The organism is Pectobacterium sp. CFBP8739 (assembly GCF_013449375.1).
Classification (GTDB): domain Bacteria; phylum Pseudomonadota; class Gammaproteobacteria; order Enterobacterales; family Enterobacteriaceae; genus Pectobacterium.
The window spans coordinates 598,360-619,107 of sequence record NZ_JACDRR010000005.1; the positions used below are offsets into that span (position 1 = coordinate 598,360).

General features: G+C 49.3%; 14 protein-coding genes. 5 read left to right on the forward strand and 9 right to left on the reverse strand.

Annotation, left to right across the window (positions count from 1 at the left end; genetic code table 11):
* The first annotated feature begins 317 nt into the window (after nt 1–317).
* From focA to pflA, 3 genes are all read left to right on the forward strand, one after another.
* Nucleotides 318–1,178, forward strand: a complete 861-nt coding sequence (gene focA, locus H0247_RS03465) for a formate transporter FocA (RefSeq protein ID WP_180741255.1) — start codon at nt 318–320, stop codon at nt 1,176–1,178.
* A 57-nt stretch (nt 1,179–1,235) separates the two neighbouring features.
* A complete protein-coding gene (gene pflB, locus H0247_RS03470) occupies nt 1,236–3,518 on the forward strand; it encodes a formate C-acetyltransferase (protein WP_180741256.1) in 2,283 nt (760 codons plus the stop codon).
* A 269-nt stretch (nt 3,519–3,787) separates the two neighbouring features.
* On the forward strand, nt 3,788–4,528 hold the full coding sequence (gene pflA / locus H0247_RS03475) for a pyruvate formate lyase 1-activating protein (protein WP_180741257.1): 741 nt from the start codon (nt 3,788–3,790) through the stop codon (nt 4,526–4,528).
* An 88-nt stretch (nt 4,529–4,616) separates the two neighbouring features.
* On the opposite strand, the gene H0247_RS03480 is transcribed toward pflA, so the two are convergent.
* From H0247_RS03480 to H0247_RS03490, 3 genes are read right to left on the reverse strand one after another with little or no spacing between them, the layout of a single operon-like run.
* The gene (locus tag H0247_RS03480) at nt 4,617–6,185 is read right to left on the reverse strand and encodes a hydantoinase/oxoprolinase N-terminal domain-containing protein (RefSeq protein ID WP_180741258.1); all 1,569 of its coding nucleotides are present in this window, start codon (nt 6,183–6,185) and stop codon (nt 4,617–4,619) included.
* A 10-nt stretch (nt 6,186–6,195) separates the two neighbouring features.
* Nucleotides 6,196–7,305: a DUF917 domain-containing protein gene (locus tag H0247_RS03485; protein ID WP_180741259.1), complete on the reverse strand. Its 1,110-nt coding sequence runs from the start codon at nt 7,303–7,305 to the stop codon at nt 6,196–6,198.
* A 37-nt stretch (nt 7,306–7,342) separates the two neighbouring features.
* Nucleotides 7,343–8,647: a cytosine permease gene (locus H0247_RS03490; protein ID WP_180741260.1), complete on the reverse strand. Its 1,305-nt coding sequence runs from the start codon at nt 8,645–8,647 to the stop codon at nt 7,343–7,345.
* A gap of 272 nt (nt 8,648–8,919) precedes the next feature.
* Between H0247_RS03490 and H0247_RS03495 the strand changes: the two genes are divergently transcribed.
* Nucleotides 8,920–9,861 carry a LysR family transcriptional regulator gene (locus H0247_RS03495; protein WP_180741261.1) on the forward strand — a complete coding sequence of 314 codons (942 nt, stop codon included), beginning with the start codon at nt 8,920–8,922 and terminating at the stop codon, nt 9,859–9,861.
* Here the strand turns inward: H0247_RS03495 and H0247_RS03500 are convergent.
* The 6 genes from H0247_RS03500 to lrp form a co-directional block, all read right to left on the reverse strand.
* The gene (locus H0247_RS03500) at nt 9,847–11,001 is read right to left on the reverse strand and encodes an MFS transporter (RefSeq protein ID WP_180741450.1); all 1,155 of its coding nucleotides are present in this window, start codon (nt 10,999–11,001) and stop codon (nt 9,847–9,849) included. The genes H0247_RS03495 and H0247_RS03500 overlap by 15 nt on opposite strands.
* A gap of 319 nt (nt 11,002–11,320) precedes the next feature.
* Nucleotides 11,321–12,616 (reverse strand): serine--tRNA ligase, encoded by a 1,296-nt coding sequence (serS, locus tag H0247_RS03505; RefSeq protein WP_180741262.1) that lies wholly within the window; start codon nt 12,614–12,616, stop codon nt 11,321–11,323.
* Between the two features lie 103 nt (nt 12,617–12,719).
* Nucleotides 12,720–14,063: a replication-associated recombination protein A gene (locus tag H0247_RS03510; protein ID WP_180741451.1), complete on the reverse strand. Its 1,344-nt coding sequence runs from the start codon at nt 14,061–14,063 to the stop codon at nt 12,720–12,722.
* Nucleotides 14,064–14,070: 7 nt separating this feature from the next.
* Nucleotides 14,071–14,682 carry an outer membrane lipoprotein chaperone LolA gene (gene lolA / locus H0247_RS03515; protein WP_180741263.1) on the reverse strand — a complete coding sequence of 204 codons (612 nt, stop codon included), beginning with the start codon at nt 14,680–14,682 and terminating at the stop codon, nt 14,071–14,073.
* A 264-nt stretch (nt 14,683–14,946) separates the two neighbouring features.
* Nucleotides 14,947–18,417, reverse strand: a complete 3,471-nt coding sequence (locus H0247_RS03520; protein WP_180741264.1) for a DNA translocase FtsK 4TM domain-containing protein — start codon at nt 18,415–18,417, stop codon at nt 14,947–14,949.
* 114 nt (nt 18,418–18,531) lie between these two features.
* Nucleotides 18,532–19,026 (reverse strand): leucine-responsive transcriptional regulator Lrp, encoded by a 495-nt coding sequence (gene lrp, locus H0247_RS03525; RefSeq protein WP_010277211.1) that lies wholly within the window; start codon nt 19,024–19,026, stop codon nt 18,532–18,534.
* 585 nt (nt 19,027–19,611) lie between these two features.
* On the opposite strand from lrp, the gene trxB reads away from it, so the two are divergent.
* Nucleotides 19,612–20,574, forward strand: coding sequence for a thioredoxin-disulfide reductase (gene trxB / locus H0247_RS03530; RefSeq protein WP_180741265.1), 963 nt, complete (start codon nt 19,612–19,614; stop codon nt 20,572–20,574).
* The last annotated feature ends 174 nt before the right edge of the window (nt 20,575–20,748 follow it).

The following is a 20,748-nucleotide window of genomic DNA, read 5'->3' on the forward strand; positions in this document are numbered from 1 at the left end:
ATTCGTAATGGATAATCAGAATATTGTTATTGAATGGTGAATTTTTAATTAAATTACGTCGACAAGGTGGTACTGAAAATCTACAAACCATGATTTTTCTTAACGCTGAATCGGTAGGTTTAACGCACTCTATTCAACTCTTTTTATAAAAATTAAAATATTTTTTTATAATAAAATTCAAATAGTTATCTAGAAAAATACGGTATCCAACCTTCATCACCACCTTGTTAATTTCTTGCAGTATGATCCACGTCAAATTTTACCGTATACTGCTTTGTTAGTATCTCAACGTTGATAATTTTTAAGAGAGAGTTAGTGTGAAAGCTGACAACCCCTTTACTCTATTACTCCCAGCTGCAATGGCAAAAGTTGCTGAAGACGCCGGAGTTTATAAAGCGACTAAACAACCGTGGACAACGTTTTATTTGGCGATAACCGCGGGTGTATTTATTTCGATCGCTTTTGTCTTTTATATTACCGCCACCACGGGAACCTCAACGATTCCTTTTGGCATTGCGAAACTGATCGGTGGTATTTGTTTCTCCCTTGGTCTCATGCTGGTTGTCGTCTGCGGTGCGGACCTCTTCACCTCAACCGTTCTCATCGTGATTGCCAAGGCCAGTGGACGTATTACCTGGAAGCAACTAGCCTGTAATTGGGCAAATGTTTATGTTGGTAACCTGATCGGCGCGCTTTTCTTCGTTGGGCTTATCTGGTTCTCGGGAGAACACATGGTCGCGAAGGGGGCGTGGGGCCTCAACGTCCTGCAAACAGCGGAGCACAAGCTGGAACACACATTTGTTGAAGCACTGTGTCTGGGTATTTTGGCTAACCTGATGGTTTGTATGGCGGTATGGATGAGCTACTCAGGCCGTACGCTTACCGATAAAATGTTTGCCATGATCCTGCCTGTCGCCATGTTCGTTGCCAGTGGCTTTGAGCACAGTATCGCTAACATGTTTATGATTCCTATGGGTATCGTTATCAAAAACTTTGCGGCTCCAGAATTCTGGAACGCGATTGGAATGGTGCCTTCTCAATTTGAGCATTTAACCGTTAGCCACTTCATTACCGATAATCTGATTCCCGTCACGCTTGGGAATATCATCGGCGGTGGTGCCTTAGTCGGTTTAACATATTGGGTAATTTATTTGCGCGGTGGAGACAAGCACCACTGAGGTGCAATCGGCCGCAACGTCGGGTTTTAAGAAATCCATATCAAAGGTAGGTGTAAAATGACCGAGCTGAATGAAAAATTGGCCAATGCATGGCAAGGCTTTAGCAAAGGTGAATGGCAGGATAACGTCAATGTCCGCGACTTTATCCAGAAAAACTACACGCCGTATGAAGGTGATGAGTCTTTCCTCGCTGGTGCAACCAAAGCAACGTCTGCCCTGTGGGACAGCGTCATGGAAGGCATCAAGCAGGAAAACCGCACTCACGCCCCTGTTGATTTTGACACCAATGTTGCCGCAACTATCACGTCTCACGACGCGGGATACATCAACAAAGGTCTGGAAAAAATCGTTGGTCTGCAGACTGACGCTCCGCTGAAACGTGCGTTGATTCCGTTCGGCGGCATCAAAATGGTTGAAGGTTCATGCAAAGTTTACGGCCGTGAACTGGATCCTCAACTGAAAAAAATCTTCACTGAATACCGCAAAACGCACAACCAGGGCGTGTTCGATGTTTATACTCCAGACATCCTGCGTTGTCGTAAATCTGGCGTTCTGACGGGGCTGCCAGATGCCTACGGCCGTGGCCGTATCATCGGTGACTACCGTCGCGTTGCGCTGTACGGTATCGACTACCTGATGAAAGACAAGTTTGCTCAGTTCACTTCTCTGCAAAGCAAACTGGAAAACGGCGAAGATCTGGAAGCGACAATCCGTCTGCGTGAAGAAATTGCCGATCAGCACCATGCTCTGAGCCAAATTAAAGAAATGGCCGCTAAATATGGCTGTGATATTTCTGGCCCAGCCACAACGGCTCAGGAAGCGGTTCAGTGGACTTACTTCGGCTACCTGGCTGCGGTGAAATCACAGAATGGTGCAGCCATGTCCTTCGGACGTGTGTCCACCTTCTTGGATATCTACCTTGAGCGTGATCTGAAAGCCGGCAAAATCACCGAAGAAGAAGCGCAGGAAATGATTGACCACCTAGTCATGAAACTGCGTATGGTGCGTTTCCTGCGTACTCCTGAGTATGATGAACTGTTCTCTGGTGACCCAATCTGGGCAACCGAATCTCTGGCTGGTATGGGTCTGGATGGTCGTACACTGGTAAGTAAAACCAGCTTCCGTTTCCTGAACACCCTGTACACCATGGGGCCGTCTCCAGAGCCAAACATGACCATCCTGTGGTCTGAAAAACTGCCACAGAACTTCAAAAACTACGCGGCTAAAGTCTCCATCGATACCTCTTCTCTGCAATACGAGAATGACGATCTGATGCGTCCTGACTTTAACAACGATGACTACGCGATTGCTTGCTGTGTAAGTCCGATGGTTGTTGGTAAACAAATGCAGTTCTTCGGCGCCCGTGCAAACTTGGCAAAAACCATGCTGTACGCTATCAACGGCGGCGTGGATGAAAAACTGAAAATGCAGGTTGGCCCGAAATCAGAACCGATCAAAGGCGACGTTCTGAACTTCGACGAAGTGATGGATCGTATGGATCACTTCATGGATTGGCTGGCAAAACAGTATGTCACCGCGCTGAACATCATTCACTACATGCACGACAAATACAGCTACGAAGCGTCGCTGATGGCTCTGCATGACCGTGATGTGTTCCGTACTATGGCGTGTGGTATCGCGGGCCTGTCTGTTGCTGCTGACTCCCTGTCAGCTATCAAATATGCCAAAGTGAAGCCAATTCGCGATGAAGACGGCTTAGCTATCGACTTTGACATCGAAGGCGAATATCCGCAATTCGGTAACAACGACGCTCGCGTAGATGAACTGGCTTGTGATCTGGTTGAACGTTTCATGAAGAAAATTCAGAAACTGAATACCTACCGTGGCGCAACTCCAACGCAGTCTGTTCTTACCATCACCTCTAACGTGGTATATGGTAAGAAAACCGGTAACACACCAGACGGTCGCCGTGCAGGTGCGCCATTTGGACCAGGTGCAAACCCAATGCACGGTCGTGATCAGAAAGGTGCGGTTGCCTCTCTGACTTCTGTTGCTAAACTGCCGTTTGCTTACGCGAAAGATGGTATTTCTTATACCTTCTCCATCGTACCAAACGCGTTAGGTAAAGATGACAACGTGCGTAAAGCTAACCTTGCCGGTCTGATGGATGGTTATTTCCACCACGAAGCCAGCATTGAAGGCGGTCAGCACCTGAACGTCAACGTCATGAACCGTGAAATGCTGCTTGATGCGATGGAAAACCCAGAGAAATATCCGCAGCTGACTATCCGCGTATCTGGCTACGCAGTGCGTTTCAACTCACTGACGAAAGAACAGCAGCAAGACGTCATCACCCGTACTTTCACTCAGTCAATGTAATTTCCATGACTGTCTGAAAAGGCGTAAAATAAAGGCTCCACGTCAGTGGGGCCTTTTTCTCACCCCCGATTGTCGTCCAGGTTGTTAGCCTGTTTTGCCAGCCCGCTATATTGCCCTCATCTTGTGGATGGCTCGCAAAACAGATTCGACGCAGCATCTGTCATACGGTGTTCTTCTGTCAGCCATCTCTGTCAGAGCAATACCTGCCTTCTCATGACTGCGCTCATAAAGACCGCTATTGTTCGGTCAAATTTGGAGAAAACCTCGCAATGTCAGTAATCGGTCGCATCCACTCCTTTGAATCCTGCGGCACCGTCGATGGCCCAGGCATCCGTTTCATCATCTTCTTCCAGGGTTGCCTGATGCGCTGCCTGTACTGCCATAACCGTGATACCTGGGATACGCACGGCGGCAAGGAAGTGACGGTGGAAGAACTTATGAAAGAAGTCGTGACCTACCGCCATTTTATGAATGCATCTGGCGGCGGCGTAACCGCATCCGGCGGCGAGGCCATCCTTCAGGCCGAGTTTGTACGCGACTGGTTCCGCGCCTGTAAGGCAGAAGGTATTAGTACCTGTCTGGATACCAATGGGTTTGTACGCCGCTATGACCCAGTCATTGACGAACTATTAGACGTCAGCGATTTAGTGATGCTCGACCTGAAGCAAATGAACGACGATATACACCAGAATTTAGTTGGCGTATCGAACCACCGTACTCTGGATTTCGCACGTTATCTGGCAAAACGCAACCAGCGTACCTGGATACGTTATGTGGTCGTCCCCGGTTGGTCTGATGATGATGCGTCCGCACACAAGTTAGGTGAGTTCACCAAGGATATGACTAACATCGAGAAGATTGAGCTTCTTCCCTATCATGAGCTTGGTAAACACAAGTGGATCGCAATGGGGGAAGAGTACAAATTAGACGGTGTTAAACCACCGAAGGCCGATACCATGGATCGAATTAAATCGATTCTTGAAGGCTACGGCCACAAGGTCATGTACTAACCTCTGATAGGGTTTGAAAAAATAGCGCGCTGATGGCGCGCTATTTTCATGGTAGCGGGGAGATATTCTTACCTCGTTAAGCACTGCGCTAAGCTAGGTTTCCTGCTACCTTGATTTTCACCTGTACCGCATTCCCGGGCAAATACGCCAACGGAATTTCTTGATAGTCGATGATTTCAACGCTGCCTGGCATCGCTCCCGTCTCTTCTGCCAGACAAACGGTTTGCTGCTGCAGTTCGCTTTTTATCTTTTCACGATCGTTATCCGGCATTTTCACTACGCGCTCAATCTGTGCGCCAACCTTCCCTAACGCCACACCAACCGCATTTGCCGCATCGAAATTCTGCGGACGCATAACCTGGCTGATACCAGATAAAACGTCAGGCAGCAAAATACTGCCGCCACCCACAAGCACAGCGGGAATAGCCGCACTCGACGATTTGATCCGATCGATAGCACTTTCCACTTTATCAACCATCTGGCGATAAGCCTGCTGGCAAAGCGCTTTATCCAGCTCGGGCAACGGACGAGGAAGCTCGGATGTCCATCGTTCACGATGGAGTTGCAGCATGATATCGCTGAGCGTTAATGTCTCCCCACCAAAGCTGACGCCCTGCTCAAGCAGGCGATAGCCGACGCTGTCAGGTCCAAGAGTAAGTTTTCCATCCTGTGACTGCCGCACACAGGTTCCACCACCAATGCCGATAGAGATAATATCCGGCATTCTGAAATTCGTCCGCACATCGCCCACTTCAACGGCGATGGCAGATTCACGCGGAAAGCCATTCACCAATACGCCAATATCTGTCGTTGTGCCGCCGACATCGATAATCAATGCGTTATCCAGTCCAGAAAGGTGACACGCTCCACGAATCGAGTTCGTTGGCCCGCAGGCCATCGTCAGAATGGGGTATTGCTTCACCATACTTTCGGACATCAATGTACCGTCGTTTTGCCCGAAGAACGGCGTAGCCTTAATACCGTGCCGAGCTAACGCTTGCGTAAAACCGCTAACAAACCGGTTGGCGGTGCTTTGTAACGAGGCATTCAGGATGCTTGCATTTTCCCTTTCCAGTAGTCCCGTGCTGCCGATCCTGTGGGATAACGACAGGGAGACTTCAGGTAACGCTGCATTTACCCATTGAGCAACCTGCATCTCCTGCTTATTGTTTACGGGAGAAAATACGCCACAAATCGCCACGCTATCCACATGACCACGCATCCTGTCACAGGCTGCCAAGACCTCATCTCGCACTACGGGATGAATCTCGCGGCCATCAAATTCATAGCCGCCATGAATTTGGTAGAAATGCTGACCTAACGTCTTTTGCCACTCGTCATCCCAGCCAAATAGCGGCGGGACGCTATCGCTGCTTGGCAGGCTCAGGCGTAATAATCCAACGCGATCCAGCCCTTTCCGCTCAACAATCGCATTGGTACATTGCGTTGTGCCCAACATCGCATAGCGAATATGTTGCGGCTCAATACCTGACTGTGTCAGAACGTCAGCAATAACTCGTTCGATGCCGCTATAAATATCTAGGCTGGTAGGAAATTTGGCCGTCGCAATACAGCGCAGATCTGCATCTAAAATTGCTGCATCCGTGTTGGTGCCGCCGACATCAATCCCGAGTCGGTAATTATTTTTATGTAACATCGGGAAAGCCTCAGCGATTTGCAAGCTGTTCTATCGGCACATACTGCACCGGATAACCGAAATACTCCGGCCCCGCAACGTCAATCCCTTTTGGCGTTCGCCACTTTTCATTACACGGATAGGCAATGACATCAACTCGCTGCCCATAACGTAAATGTTCCGTAATAATCGGACGTCCGGTTTCACTGTCTACGATGGAGATTAAATCAGGCACAACAGCCAGCAGATTATCCTGCGTAGGAGCTGTCACCTGTGAGGAGCGATAAGCGAGCAATAATTCATTCTGGAAAAGCACCGTAAATGACTCACCCTTGTCGTTACCCATGCCATCCAACACCACTTTGCCCCGAGCAAGCCCTCCGATGGTACGGCGGTCGACATCAACAACCTTGCCAGATGCAATGACATGACCATCAAGTATAGCAAGCAAAGATTTCACGGGATGACTTCCCGATTGGTGAGCCTGACGCAGTGTCTTTCCAATATCCTGCGCCAGCGTGAGCGTACCTTTGATTGCGCTACGCTTAAGTTGACTACCGCGCAATGGGTAATCACACATGGCACATGCCGCCCCCATTTGTTCTGCAATCACTCTGGCCAAACGCTCAGACCATATACCATCAATCGGGTTGAAGGTAACTGTATTTCCCTTTTCATCTGCTAATGTATTGGGCGACGAAGGTAAATCATCAAGAAAAAAAGTCACCATCTGTGCTTCGGGAAAGGCCCTCCCCATCGCGTCACAATCGACGACAGGTAACCCTTTTGCAGCCGCAACGACAAACGGTATAAGCGAATTCATTCCGCCGACTTCGATTGGAAACGTTGCTGTGATAGGTCGCTCCAGCGCTTTTTCCATCGCGTCAAATGCCCGAACAAACTGGCCTGCTGACATAATTTTTTCAACAACTACCGTTGTTGCACCAATCATGCTGCAAGGCACAAACACATCATCATCTTTAATTTCATCTAAATCGAATATAGTCACTTCAGCCGCATTTTTTAATGCATGTTTTGCCATCAAAGAGCCTACATATGGATCGCCGCCGCCTCCTGTACCAAGAACAGCGGCACCTAGTGCTATATCATCGATTATTTGTGCATTAATAGAACGAGACATACTCTACCCAAGATCTCATGTTATCTGCGTAACACGTTTAATCTGCCAATTTAGGGAAAAATTTATGTATGCCGATATAAACCGCCATACTCACCATTACGCCATCCAAGGCAGAGATCGAGCTTATCGTAAATAAATCAAAAAAATCTGGGGAGGTTAACAGGCTCACAATACTACCGAGAGACCAAGATATAGCCGCCACCACATTCAAGAATGAAGCCTCTGATACATTTTTAAGCAAACGTGAAGACTTAATAAAATAATACTCGACGAGATAAACACCCGCGATAGGGGAAATCAGAACACCAAGCAGTGACAAGAATTGAGTAAAATTATTAATCATACCGTTGTAAGCTAACAGCAATCCGGCAATAGCCATTAGTACAACCAAAACGGGTCGCGATAGTGCTCGAATAACAACGGATAGGCCCAGTGATGCAGAAACAAGGTTGGTACTATTTGTTGTCCATTGGGCAAAAATAAGCACTACAATTGCAGACATCCCCAAACCAATACTGAAAAATACCTCAACTAAATCTTCTGTACCAACCAAGTGAGTCAGAATGAGTGCCACTACTATCGTTGAGCTATTACCCAAAAAGAATCCCAATCCAGCACCGAGAAGCGCGTCTTTACGCGTTTTTGCATAGCGCGCAATATCCGGTGACATTACGGCAGAGACTATCCAGATAGAAACGACATAAGAGATAGCGCTTCCCATGCTAATTGGCGCTTTAATGATTGGAAGAGGTATTTCAGGGTGGGTATTGGCGGCTAAAACCAGACCTGTAATTATCAGTATCAACATGAGTGGTACACTGAATACACTCAGTTTGCCTAATGCCCTGACACCCCAGATAGCGGTAGAGGTCATCAGCACCATACCGAAAACTAAAATAAGAAAACGACCTGGTTCAAATTCATAATGGAGGAGTGCTTTTTGCAGCATCACACCAAAAAAATCCAGTTGAAAAGCAAACCAACCAATCAATGAGACGGCAGAGAAAATACCGATGACCTTTCCACCAAAACGCCCAAAGACGGAAATACTTAGTAGTGTTGTTGATAGCCCACAGCCATAACCGACATTAGCACATAATGCTGCCAACACACCTAAAAATGCAGAACCAGTAAGTGTGGCGCTAACAGCCTGAGGAAAAGGCAATCCACCGCTTAAGAAAGCACCGAGAAATAGACCTGAGATGTCAATTCCCATTGCCAACCATATTAAAGCGATAACATACCAGCTTTTTCTAGCTTCAGCAGGGACTCGTTCATATTCATAATCATAGATTTGCCGTTCCTGTTGTTCTTTTCCAGGTACAGCATTCCCTTGAGACATATTTCCTCCATTAAATAAGCAGCAAATAATTATTGTATCGTTGTGATATTTTATAGAGGTTGCCTTACGGCGTATAGAACAATGGTGTCGTCAGCAAGCTAACAACACCATTGTGCTTATGGAGACCCTGATGTGACGCATAAAACCACACATTTTGTGGCAACCACATCAATGATGTAGCGTGACAACACGATAAATGGGTTTCATATCGATTAATACAGATATATTTTGATGTTAACATTCAGATATGTAATGTATGCGAAGGAAATGCGATGCGCTTAGACAAACTGGAGATTCGCTGGTTAAAGCTTTTTTGTAAGATTGTTGAAAAACAAGGAGTTACTAACGCTCAAGATGCAACGGGCTTAAGCCAACCCGTACTAAGCCACTACCTCTCTCGTCTTGAGGATACGCTCGGACTGGTGCTCTGCGAACGTGGTCGTGGCGGCTTTGCCTTAACAACCGAAGGTGAAGTGGTCTATCAGGAAGCTAAATCTGTCATCGCTACGTTGGACGATTTTGCCAATCGATTGGCAAGTATAAAGCATCAACTTATTGGTAAAGCTCGGATTGGTTGTCTGGATAATACCGTTACTCATCCAGAAAAAGTCATTTCTAATGCTATTGGAAAACTGTACAGCCAAAGCCCAGACGTTGCTGTTGAGCTGGAGATCGGCGATTACACCCCTCTGATGGAACGTTTAAAAAACGGGCATATTGACATTATTCTGAGCGTCTTGCCGGATGATGTTCCAACAGATATCTATTTTCAACCCGCTTTTGTCGAGAAAAGTTATTTTTATTCCACATCGGAAAATGCGGCAAGAATAGAAAGGGAATGGCGTGATGGAACACTGAACCCGAACAGATTGCTAATTGGCGGCCACGCATTGCACGAGATTAGTAAGCAGTTAGGCCCTGTCGCAAAGAAAGGTTTGCAAAATACTGCATGGAATGTAGAAGGCAGTTTATTGCTCTTATTAGCAGGCACACATGTTGGTTTCCTTCCTGACCATTATGCCGCTCAGTGGGTTGCAAACGGGCAACTTACAGCAATTTCACCGGAAAAACTCGGGCTAACCAGCATATTTTATCTGGTGAGAAACGCAAAACAGCGCCTTAGCCCAGTAGCCGAAGCGCTGTGGAATAACATGGTCGAAGCAGGACAAAGCTCGTTGGCCAGCCTCGATACCGCTAGCTCAAGCAGCAGCTAATGGTGTTGGATGGTGATCGCCTTTTCTGAGCAACATCGTCAGATACATCATGGCAACAACCGCGATCAAGACAAACAGCAAGCGATCGGAGTAGCTCTGCATCAATACCGCAGCAACGCTTGGCCCGCAAAGACTGCCAAGCGTATAGCTGAGGAGCAAGGCCTGATTCATCGCCACCAGTTCGTCAGGACGTACTTTTTCACATGCCCACGACATGGCAACGGGATACAACGTAAACCCTGCGCATCCCAGCAGGAATAATGACGGCGCCATGGCATAGTGGCTAATACTTAACATGGCAATACAGCCGATAATTACAACAAAGACTAATACGCGCAGAACCAACAGTCGTCCATATCGATCTGCCATACGCCCAATCGGCCATTGACCGATAATCCCTGAGCTGATCAGCAGTGCCATCCAGTATCCAACCTGCGCGTCATTTATTCCCTGATGAGAGAGATACAGCGGCATCAGACCATACAGCGAGCCTAAAATTGCGCCGGAAATAATACAGCCGTGAACGCCTAAACGGGCACTGCGGTACGTCAGCATTTTCCACATGTTGACATGTTTTTCTTGCAGCTCTGGCGGCGTAGGGAGACGAGTAAACAGCAGCGGTAATACCGCCAAAATAACTAACGCGACCATCCACGGCAGCACGTTCAGCAATGCGCTCGGCAATATGCCAAGCAGAAGCTGTCCAACTACGCTACCGAGGTAATAGGCAATCATATAGGCAGCCAGCAGTTGCCCTCTCTGCGTCGGTGTTCCGCTACATAATAAAGCGCTTTCGACCACGACCCAGATTAATGCACAGCCGATACCGGCAAGGAAGCGCCAGAATAACCAACTGCCGATATCCCCAGAAATACCGAGACCAACGATCGCGATACCAAATAATAAAGCCGCGAAATAATAGCTACGGTTAAATCCATAAAGTTTGATTAACTTACCGGCTAATAGCGTACCGACTAGATTGCCGCCGAAGTAGGATGACCCAACAAGGCCAACCTGCCAGACAGGAAGAGATTGATAACTCAGCCACAGTGGTACCAGGGTATTTAATACCGCAATACAAACCGTCAGCAGCAAAAGTCCGCAGAGCAATAACAGCACTGGGCGGGAATAAGCAGACATAGCGAAGTGGATAACCAAACAACCGGAGAAGAGTGAGCGCATCATGCCACTGCGTATATAAAAGTCAATCCGGGCAAAAAGTGCTAAAAGTCCTTTCCCAAATTATGGATTGAAAGAATTCATCAACGTCCATAGGAAGGCAGTCACGCTTAAAAGCAGGGTGCAGCTATTCTACTGATTTCAAATCATTTTTAACTTAAAATTTAAGTCGAACGGGTTGTTTAAGATAGAGAAGCTATTTTTACGATGAAAAAATATTACCGAACAGAAGGCGTAAAAAAAGCGCCTTTAAACGGGCGCTTTTTTCAGATAGCTGAAATTAGCCAATAAATTCCAGCCCGCCCATGTATGGACGCAGCACTTCAGGAATTTCAATACGGCCATCAGCCTGCTGGTAGTTTTCCAGAACCGCTACCAGTGTACGACCGACTGCCAGACCAGAACCGTTCAACGTGTGAACCAGACGGGTCTTCTTGTCGGACTTGCTACGGCAGCGAGCCTGCATGCGACGCGCCTGGAAATCCCACATGTTTGAGCAAGAGGAGATTTCACGGTACGTATCTTGCGCCGGCAGCCAGACTTCGAGATCATACGTTTTGGTGGAGCCAAAGCCCATATCGCCTGTACACAGCAAGACTTTACGATACGGCAATTTCAGCAGTTGCAGTACCGTTTCGGCGTGGGTCGTCAATTCTTCCAGCGCCTGCATAGAATCTTCAGGGCGGACGATTTGTACCAGTTCAACCTTGTCAAACTGGTGCATACGAATCAACCCACGCGTATCACGACCATACGAACCCGCTTCAGAACGGAAGCAAGGCGTGTGAGCAGTCATCTTCAACGGCAAGGATTCTTCATCAAGAATCTCGTCACGCACCAGATTGGTCAACGGAACTTCCGCCGTCGGAATCAGCGCATAGTTGCTGCTTTCCGCTTCTTCGCTCAACGGTCGGGTATGGAACAGATCTTCACCAAATTTAGGCAACTGACCGGTACCGTATAGCGTGGCGTGGTTAACCAGATAAGGCACATAGGCTTCCTGATAGCCATGCTGCTGCGTATGCAAATCCAGCATGAACTGGGCAAGCGCACGATGCAGACGGGCAATCTGTCCTTTCATCACAACAAAACGTGCACCCGTTAATTTCACCGCAGCGGCAAAATCCAGTCCGGCAGCCATTTCGCCGAGTTCAACATGATCGCGCACTGAGAAATCATACTTGCGTGGCTCACCCCAGCGAGTCACTTCCTGGTTTTCTGTATCATCCTTACCAAGCGGTACGGAGTCGTCAGGCAGGTTTGGAATGGTTAACGCCAGATCGCGAATTTCATTCTGCAACTGATCCAGCTCGGCTTTCGCGGCATCCAGTTTTTCGCCTAATGTGTTAACTTCACGACGCAAAGGCTCGATATCTTCACCGCGTGCTTTCGCTGCACCAATCTCTTTCGATCGGGAGTTACGCTCTGCCTGCAGGTTTTCAGTTTCTACCTGCAATACTTTACGACGTTCTTCCTGCTTACGCAGGGTCTCAACATCCAGCTTAAAGCCTCTGCGAGCCAGTAACTTTTCGGCGACTGCGTCTAGCTCATTACGCAGTAAATTGGGATCGAGCATGCTAATCCTGTGCTTATGATTATCAAATGAAATGGTGGCGTACACGGCGCGCTACGCGGCCGGTTTCAGAAAATACCGCAATAACCTTACCGCAACGCTTAGTTCAACGGTAGCGTTTTGTCGGGCTATTTTGATCCTGAGCGGCAAGCCAGGCGAGCTTTTCACCAATTTTGCCTTCAAGACCGCGCGAAGTCGGCGTGTAATAGTGCGTATCCGCCATTTCCGGCGGAAAGTAGATCTCACCGGCCGCATAGGCATGGGGTTCATTGTGTGCGTACCGATACTCTGCACCGAGCCCCATTTCTTTCATCAAGCGGGTCGGTGCGTTGCGTAAGTGCTCGGGAACATCATAGTCTGGCTTCTCGCGCGCATCCTGCATCGCCGCTTTGAACGCGCTATATACAGCGTTACTTTTGGGGGCACAGGCCAGATAAACTATCGCCTGAGCGATGGCGCGCTCCCCTTCCGCTGGACCTACGCGAGTGAAGCAATCCCAGGCGGAGATAGCCACCTGCATCGCACGCGGATCGGCGTTACCGACATCTTCCGACGCAATTGCCAACAATCGCCGGGCAACATACAGCGGATCGCCGCCCGCAGTGATGATTCTGGCATACCAATAAAGCGCCGCATCCGGCGCAGAGCCTCTTACTGATTTATGCAGCGCCGAAATCAGGTCGTAATAGCGATCGCCTTTATTATCAAAACGGGCGCTACGTTCGCCAGCAATTTCGTTGAGGAGCGCTGGCGTCAGGACTCGCATGCCTTGCGCGTCAATTTCCGCCATATCCGCCATCATTTCCAGGCTATTCAGCGCACGTCTGGCATCCCCGTTAACCAATTCGGCCAACATCCGCGCGGTTTCGGCAGGCAGAACAATATTCTGTCCGCCATATCCTCGCTCGCTATCGCTCATTGCCTGCTGCAAGACCTGCTCGATATCTTCTGCCGTCAGCGCTTTTAGCAAATAGACGCGGGCGCGAGATAACAACGCGGAATTAAGCTCAAAAGAGGGGTTTTCTGTTGTTGCCCCAATGAAGGTGATCGTTCCATCTTCGATATGTGGCAGAAATGCATCCTGCTGACTTTTGTTGAAACGATGGACTTCATCGACAAACAGAATAGTGCGACGCCCCGCATTGCGATTTTGTCGGGCACGCTCAATCGCTTCGCGAATTTCTTTGATGCCGGACGTCACGGCAGAAATGCGTTCTACATCCGCCTGCCCGTAGTGCCCAATCAGTTCTGCCAGCGTGGTTTTCCCCGTCCCTGGCGGCCCCCAGAGAATCATGGAGTGCAGTTGCCCTGCCTCAATGGCTCGTGGCAAAGGCTTACCGGCCCCTAACAGGTGCTGTTGGCCGATATACTGTGCCAACGTCGCAGGCCGCATACGCGCGGCCAGCGGTTGGAATTCATTATGGGAAAAATCAAGGGACAGGTTGCTCACTCTGGCCTCACTGACGCTGGTCATCCAGCGTGACGCCCTTCGGCGGTGTGAACGTAAATTGTGCGGCATCAACAGCGCCGTTTTGCTGATTTTTCAGTACATAAGTGCTCCGCTGGCCGTCTTGTTCCGTCGCGGTAAACTGTTTGATTGTGCCGCTTGTCGTCACATTAATCGCAAACTGTTTCAGATTGCCGCTCGCTGACTTCGGCGTCAGCTCAAAATCATCGCCTTTCTGGCGCACATCGTATTTATTCCAGTCGCTGGCATCGTTACGCGTAATCAGAATGAACGGCGTATTGCCTGTCGCATCTTTCAGCCAGGTTGCCGTGACTTGCTCCACAAACGGATTGTAGAACCAGAGCGTTTTTCCGTCAGAAATCAGCGTACTTTCATCAGGTGAGGTGGTTTTCCAGTTAAATAAGTTAGGGCGCTTCAACCACAGTTCACCTTCCCCTTCCTGCACGGCTGCGCCATCGGCGCTGGTGACTTTCTGACTAAAGTTGGCGTGGAAACTGTTTACTTTATTGAGGCGACCTTGCAAATCTTTTGCCGCGTCCGCATAGACAGCCGTTGAGGTCACACCTGCAATCAGGCAACTGATAGCTAACCACTTTCTCATACGCATAATCCTTTGAATTTCCTGATATAACAACCTTCACATCTTGAGGTCAGATACTTGCAAGAGACCGATGTGATTTGTGGATCGGTGTTCTTTGTCGAGCGACGTTAGCTGTAGAACCACGTTACCTATATAACTATGTTATCTGAACCCACTCGGGCGGTGATAGGTGAATTATCTGCTTATTGCCGCTTTTACGCTTCTTTGCATAAGGGCTGCTCATGCAGCCCTTATCGTGGAATGACGTCAATCAATACCGAGTGCTTATTCCATGGATGGCGGAGCCAATACTTCGCGGTTACCATTGTGCCCTGGAGAGCTGACAATACCCTGCGCCTCCATTTGCTCAACAATTCGCGCAGCGCGGTTATAGCCGATTCGGAACTGGCGCTGTACACCGGAAATGGATGCTCGACGCTTATCGACCACAAATTCTACCGCCTGATCGAACAGCGGATCGAGTTCTTCATCGCCATCAAGACCAAGGCTTCCACCTTCAGCATCATCGCCACCGCTGATGATATTATCGATATATTGAGGTCGGCCGCGCGCTTTCCAGTCCTGAACGACCGCGTGCACTTCCTCGTCGCGGACAAAAGCACCATGAACGCGGACAGGTATCGAGGAGTTAGGAGCCATATACAGCATATCCCCCATCCCCAATAGCGATTCTGCACCGCCTTGATCGAGGATAGTCCGTGAGTCGATCTTGCTGGACACGGTAAACGCGATACGCGTCGGAATATTCGCTTTGATCAATCCGGTGATAACATCAACGGAAGGACGCTGCGTCGCCAGTACCAGGTGAATGCCCGCAGCACGCGCTTTTTGCGCCAGTCGGGCAATCAGCTCTTCAACTTTCTTACCCACCGCCATCATCAGGTCAGCAAATTCATCGACCATCACCACAATATACGGCAGTTTTTCCAGCACTGGCGGCGTCATATCCATACTGTCACTCGGCTTCCAGAACGGATCGGGGATTGGGCGGCCCATCGCATTTGCCGTCATCACCCGTTCGTTGTATCCCGCAAGATTGCGCACGCCAAGCGCCGACATCAGCTTATAGCGACGTTCCATTTCACCGACGCACCAGCGCAATGCATTGGCCGCATCCTTCATGTCGGTCACAACTTCCGTCAACAAATGCGGAATGCCTTCGTACACCGAGAGCTCCAGCATTTTCGGGTCGATCATGATAAAACGTACGTCTTCCGGCGTGGCTTTATACAGCATACTGATGATCATGGCGTTAACGCCGACCGATTTACCCGACCCCGTCGTACCGGCAACCAGCAGGTGCGGCATTTTTGCCAGATCGGCAACGACAGGCTCGCCTGCAATATCTTTACCCAACACAATCGACAGCGGCGATGGATTATCACGGAACTGATCACAATCCAGCACTTCTCGCAGATAAACCGTCTGGCGATGCGCATTAGGCAACTCCAGCCCGACGTACGGTCGGCCGGGAATCACCTCAACAATACGTACCGCAACAACGGACAGTGAACGTGCCAAATCGCGCGACAGATTCGAGATACGAGCCGCTTTAACACCCGGAGCCAGATCCAATTCAAACCGCGTGATCACCGGGCCTGGCGAATGATCGACCACATCGGCTTTTACGCGGAAATCAGCCAGACGCGCTTCAATCAGTCGCGCCGTCTGTTCCAGTGCAAAATGATCAACAGGCGCTTCGCTGGCCGATGGCGGAGTCAACAAATCCAATGTTGGCAGCGGCGTAGTCGGCTTCTGTAGCGGTTGTTCATTGCGCATCAGGAACGGATGAATCAGGCCATCCATTGCCGGATGATGCGTTGGTGTTGCCACAGTTTCCTGTTTCGCGGCCTCAACAGGCGCTGACGTTGGTTGCGCTGGCTGACCAAATGTTAATGGACTGCGCTCATCAGCGTCGTTATCCTCACCGGCATGCATCGGCGGAAGACTGGATTCGACACGATAAGACGGTTGTGTATACGTTGGCTCACTGAACGTAGGCGGCTCAAGTTCGCGATTATTCTCCGCGCTAAACGGCGAGAATGAAAAGTCGTTATGCGCAACCACAGGAGCTGGCTGAACGGGCTCACTGACCGCCGGCGATACTGCCGGAGTTGAAATGACCTCATCGTGCTGCAACGCATTAGCATCATAGCGAGACTGCTGCTGTGCAGCGAAATCTCTGGCGAGCTGCGCTTGCAGAAGCGCGTCTTCATCCTCTTCCTGTAACGGATATTCATCACCGTAACGTTGACGCTGCTGATTCAGGTATTCTTGCTGCAAAGCGGCTTCCTGACGGGCAATATCCTCCGGTGTTTCTTCCTGATAGATATCATTCGTCAATTCTGTTTGCGCACGTTCATTCTGCGCCTGCAGCCTTGCTTGTTCTTCAGCCAGTCGCTGTGACGGCAGTTTGATTCCATATGACGCCAATTCGCGACGAGTTGGAATGCGCACCGGATTAGGACGCGGCAGTTCCGGCCCGACACCGCGTTTAATCTGCGGATTGTCATCCCCATCGGCGCTGAACGCTGGCATAAAGGTGTTGTTGGCGTTGAAATCCGTGTCGCGTGCAGGCTGTGGCGGTTCAGCAAAGGGTTGAACCACCGGAGCCGTTACGATTGGCGGTACAGCACGCTCTCCGTAACTATTGCCGTAAGGCGTATACGCACTGTTATGGCGTTCAGGCGACGTTGCGATCTCTGGCATCGCTGCGGGTGTTTCAGGGATTTCAAACGAATACAGCGGCGGGTTCAGCGATGGTGCCGTATCAACCGGTGATGAAGCACCAGGTGGCACGATAGCAGACGATACGTCAGGCAATGGCGAATCTGACGCGACCCGTTCAGAGAATGTTGACCCTGCAACTGACGTTTCTGCAGAGAAGCTCGCTGGTGTAGTAGCCGACCTGTTTTCGGCGGAAGATGATGACGTTTCCATCTTATTGTCTGCCGAAATGTCGTTTGCAGCATCAGCCACCGAAGGCGCAGAAAACAGCACATCATCCTCATCGCGCGGTAGCGCTACCGACTCGCCCGACGCATCATCGTGGCGCAGGTTAAGCACATCGTGTTCATCTTCTTCACGGTCGTTTTCTTCGCGGTAGTCTTCATCGCGACGTGAACGGTTTGACATAAATGTCAGACAACCCAGGACTCCGGCACCAATTTTTTCAGCGATCGTTAACCATGACCAGCCGGTAAACAGCGTTAATCCAGCACCCCACACGCACAGCAGAATCAGCGTCGCACCCATGCTATTGAAACGCGGGATCATTGAGCTGCTCAACAGGCTTCCCAAAACACCACCGGAAGCAAAATAGTAGAGATCGTCAATATTCAACGCAGCCAGACCACAAGAGGTCAGGATCAGCGCCAATGTCCCAATCAGGCGAAGCGAAAAGGTAAAGTAGTCGATAGACTGGTGGTTATCACGCTGGCGGAAAGCCGCCCAGCACAGGGATAACATAATCGGCGGGATGGCATAGGCCAGCACACCAAAAATAAAAAACAGCGTATCCGCCAGCCATGCTCCCGCCACACCACCAAAGTTGTGAATCGGTTCATGCCAAGCTGTCTGTGACCAACTGGGATCGGAGGGGCTGAAACTGAGTAGTGCGACACTAAGATAAACCGCCAAAAGTGCCACAACGATTAAAATCGCTTCAAGCAAACGACGTGTTCCACTGAGTTTTTTCAGGGTAACGTCTTTATCTTCTGTATATTCCTGGCTCAAGAGTCTCTCCAGGGGCCTGTAAGGTTTATGACAAAGCGCCGAGAAAACCCGGCGCTGGGACTGTATAAATTCACAGGAGTGTAGCTGAATTTATCGGGTTTTGCACCCACACGTTTATCGCGTCTTAATAACCAGACGGTTGCTTTGCTTCACTTCTTCCATCACCACGTAGGTACGGGTATCGTTTACGCCCGGTAAACGCAGCAGCGTTTCACCCAGGAGCTTACGGTAAGCAGACATATCCGGCACGCGCGTTTTCAACAGGTAGTCAAAATCACCAGAAACCAGATGACATTCCTGAATTTCTTCCAGCTTCTGCACCGCAGCATTAAACTGTTCAAACACATCCGGCGCGCCGCGGTTTAGCGTTATTTCAACAAAAACCAGCAGTGATGCATCCAGATAATGCGGGTTTAGCAATGCTGTGTAACCGTTAATGAACCCCTGTCTTTCCAGACGACGCACGCGCTCCAGACAAGGTGTTGGCGACAGACCAACACGTTTGGACAGCTCGACATTGGAAATACGCCCATCTTTTTGCAATTCGTTCAGGATGTTACGATCAATACGATCGAGATCTTTTCCTGGCCGTTTTTTAGTGTCTACCATTATTATTGTCTCTCTTCACTTTTCCCTGCACCCGCTTACCCCGATAGACCTCATGTATCAGAGCTACCCTTAAAGAAGACACGCTGCCTATTTTGTATATCAAAAGTCATTAACTTCTCGTTCTCGCCCCACGTATTGCTCACCCGCGAAAAAGACCATCACGTCATATCCGTGGCCCAGAGGCCTACTACCTGCGCAAAAACGAATAAAAAGCCGAGCTTTTAACTGTTCACATACAAAAAATTTCCTCTTACCCAGATGTTTTCGCAAATGCACAGCCGATTGTCAAAGTAAAACAACGAAAATCAGAAGAAACTGCCAGATTGGATAAGCCAGAGCCATTCACCAAGGTGACTTCAATCATTTTACTTATTAATGTGGCTGATTTTTCAGCGATTTGTCATCACCATCGTCATTAACGATTAAACAAATAGCCAGCAACTTTTCTGCATACTTTTTTTACTCCTGTAATTTCCTTACAATCGTTCTCATTGTCCGTGGTAGAGACTGTTCGTAATAAGTCAGCGTGTTTGTCGTAGCAACCGTTCATATGAACATTATCCGCCGTCATGAAATGAGGAAAGCATGGGTACCGTTAAACATCACAAGTTATTGATTCTGGGTTCAGGCCCGGCTGGCTATACTGCCGCAGTTTATGCTGCACGGGCGAACTTACAGCCAGTATTAATCACTGGTATGGAAAAAGGCGGTCAGTTGACGACCACGACCGAAGTCGAAAACTGGCCGGGTGACGCCGATGATTTAACAGGCCCACTGTTAATGGAGCGCATGCACGCACATGCAACCAAGTTCAATACCGAAGTGATCTTCGATCATATTGAGCGTGTTGATTTGCAGAACCGCCCTTTCCGTTTGTTCGGTGATAGCGACGAGTACACCTGTGACGCGCTTATCATCGCCACTGGGGCATCTGCTCGCTACCTTGGTCTGCCATCTGAAGACGCCTTCAAAGGCAAGGGCGTTTCCGCCTGTGCAACTTGTGACGGATTCTTCTACCGTAATCAGAAAGTTGCCGTGGTGGGTGGCGGGAATACCGCTGTTGAAGAAGCGTTGTACCTGTCTAACATCGCTGCGGAAGTGCATTTAATCCACCGCCGCGAGACGTTCCGTTCGGAGAAGATTCTGATCGACCGACTGATGGACAAAGTCAACAATGGCAACATCATCCTGCATACCAACCGTACACTGGACGAAGTGCTAGGCGACGATATGGGTGTGACCGGTGTTCGTATTCGCGATACGCAAAGCGATGCAGCGGAAGAATTGGAACTGGCTGGCGTGTTTATCGCTATCGGCCACAGCCCGAACACAGCCGTATTTGGCGGTCAACTGGAGCTGGAAAACGGCTATATTAAAGTACAATCCGGTATTCACGGCAACGCGACACAGACCAGTATTCCTGGCGTCTTTGCCGCAGGCGACGTCATGGACCACATTTACCGTCAAGCGATTACCTCCGCAGGTACTGGCTGTATGGCGGCACTGGATGCAGAACGTTACCTTGACGGATTAACCGTCAGCAAGTAATACGCGATTAAGAACGGAGCGGCGATAGCCGTTTCGTTTCTTCCCTCTGATTACCTCACGCAACACAAAAATTGATCGTCTCCCATATTTCATCTCTCCTTTTCGTTTGCAGCGCGTCCCCGTCGCGGTAACATGGCGTCTATCTGCCTGATAGAAAATAATTTTGTTAACTAG

What these genes read in the sequence shown, in the direction of transcription:
- pflB (WP_180741256.1), top strand. Translation starts at nt 1,236, where the DNA reads ATGACCGAGCTGAATGAAAAATTGGCCAATGCATGGCAAGGCTTTAGC.
- pflA (WP_180741257.1), top strand. Translation starts at nt 3,788, where the DNA reads ATGTCAGTAATCGGTCGCATCCACTCCTTTGAATCCTGCGGCACCGTC.
- H0247_RS03480 (WP_180741258.1), bottom strand. Translation starts at nt 6,185, where the DNA reads ATGTTACATAAAAATAATTACCGACTCGGGATTGATGTCGGCGGCACC.
- H0247_RS03485 (WP_180741259.1), bottom strand. Translation starts at nt 7,305, where the DNA reads ATGTCTCGTTCTATTAATGCACAAATAATCGATGATATAGCACTAGGT.
- H0247_RS03490 (WP_180741260.1), bottom strand. Translation starts at nt 8,647, where the DNA reads ATGTCTCAAGGGAATGCTGTACCTGGAAAAGAACAACAGGAACGGCAA.
- H0247_RS03495 (WP_180741261.1), top strand. Translation starts at nt 8,920, where the DNA reads ATGCGCTTAGACAAACTGGAGATTCGCTGGTTAAAGCTTTTTTGTAAG.
- H0247_RS03500 (WP_180741450.1), bottom strand. Translation starts at nt 11,001, where the DNA reads ATGTCTGCTTATTCCCGCCCAGTGCTGTTATTGCTCTGCGGACTTTTG.
- serS (WP_180741262.1), bottom strand. Translation starts at nt 12,616, where the DNA reads ATGCTCGATCCCAATTTACTGCGTAATGAGCTAGACGCAGTCGCCGAA.
- lolA (WP_180741263.1), bottom strand. Translation starts at nt 14,682, where the DNA reads ATGAGAAAGTGGTTAGCTATCAGTTGCCTGATTGCAGGTGTGACCTCA.
- lrp (WP_010277211.1), bottom strand. Translation starts at nt 19,026, where the DNA reads ATGGTAGACACTAAAAAACGGCCAGGAAAAGATCTCGATCGTATTGAT.
- trxB (WP_180741265.1), top strand. Translation starts at nt 19,612, where the DNA reads ATGGGTACCGTTAAACATCACAAGTTATTGATTCTGGGTTCAGGCCCG.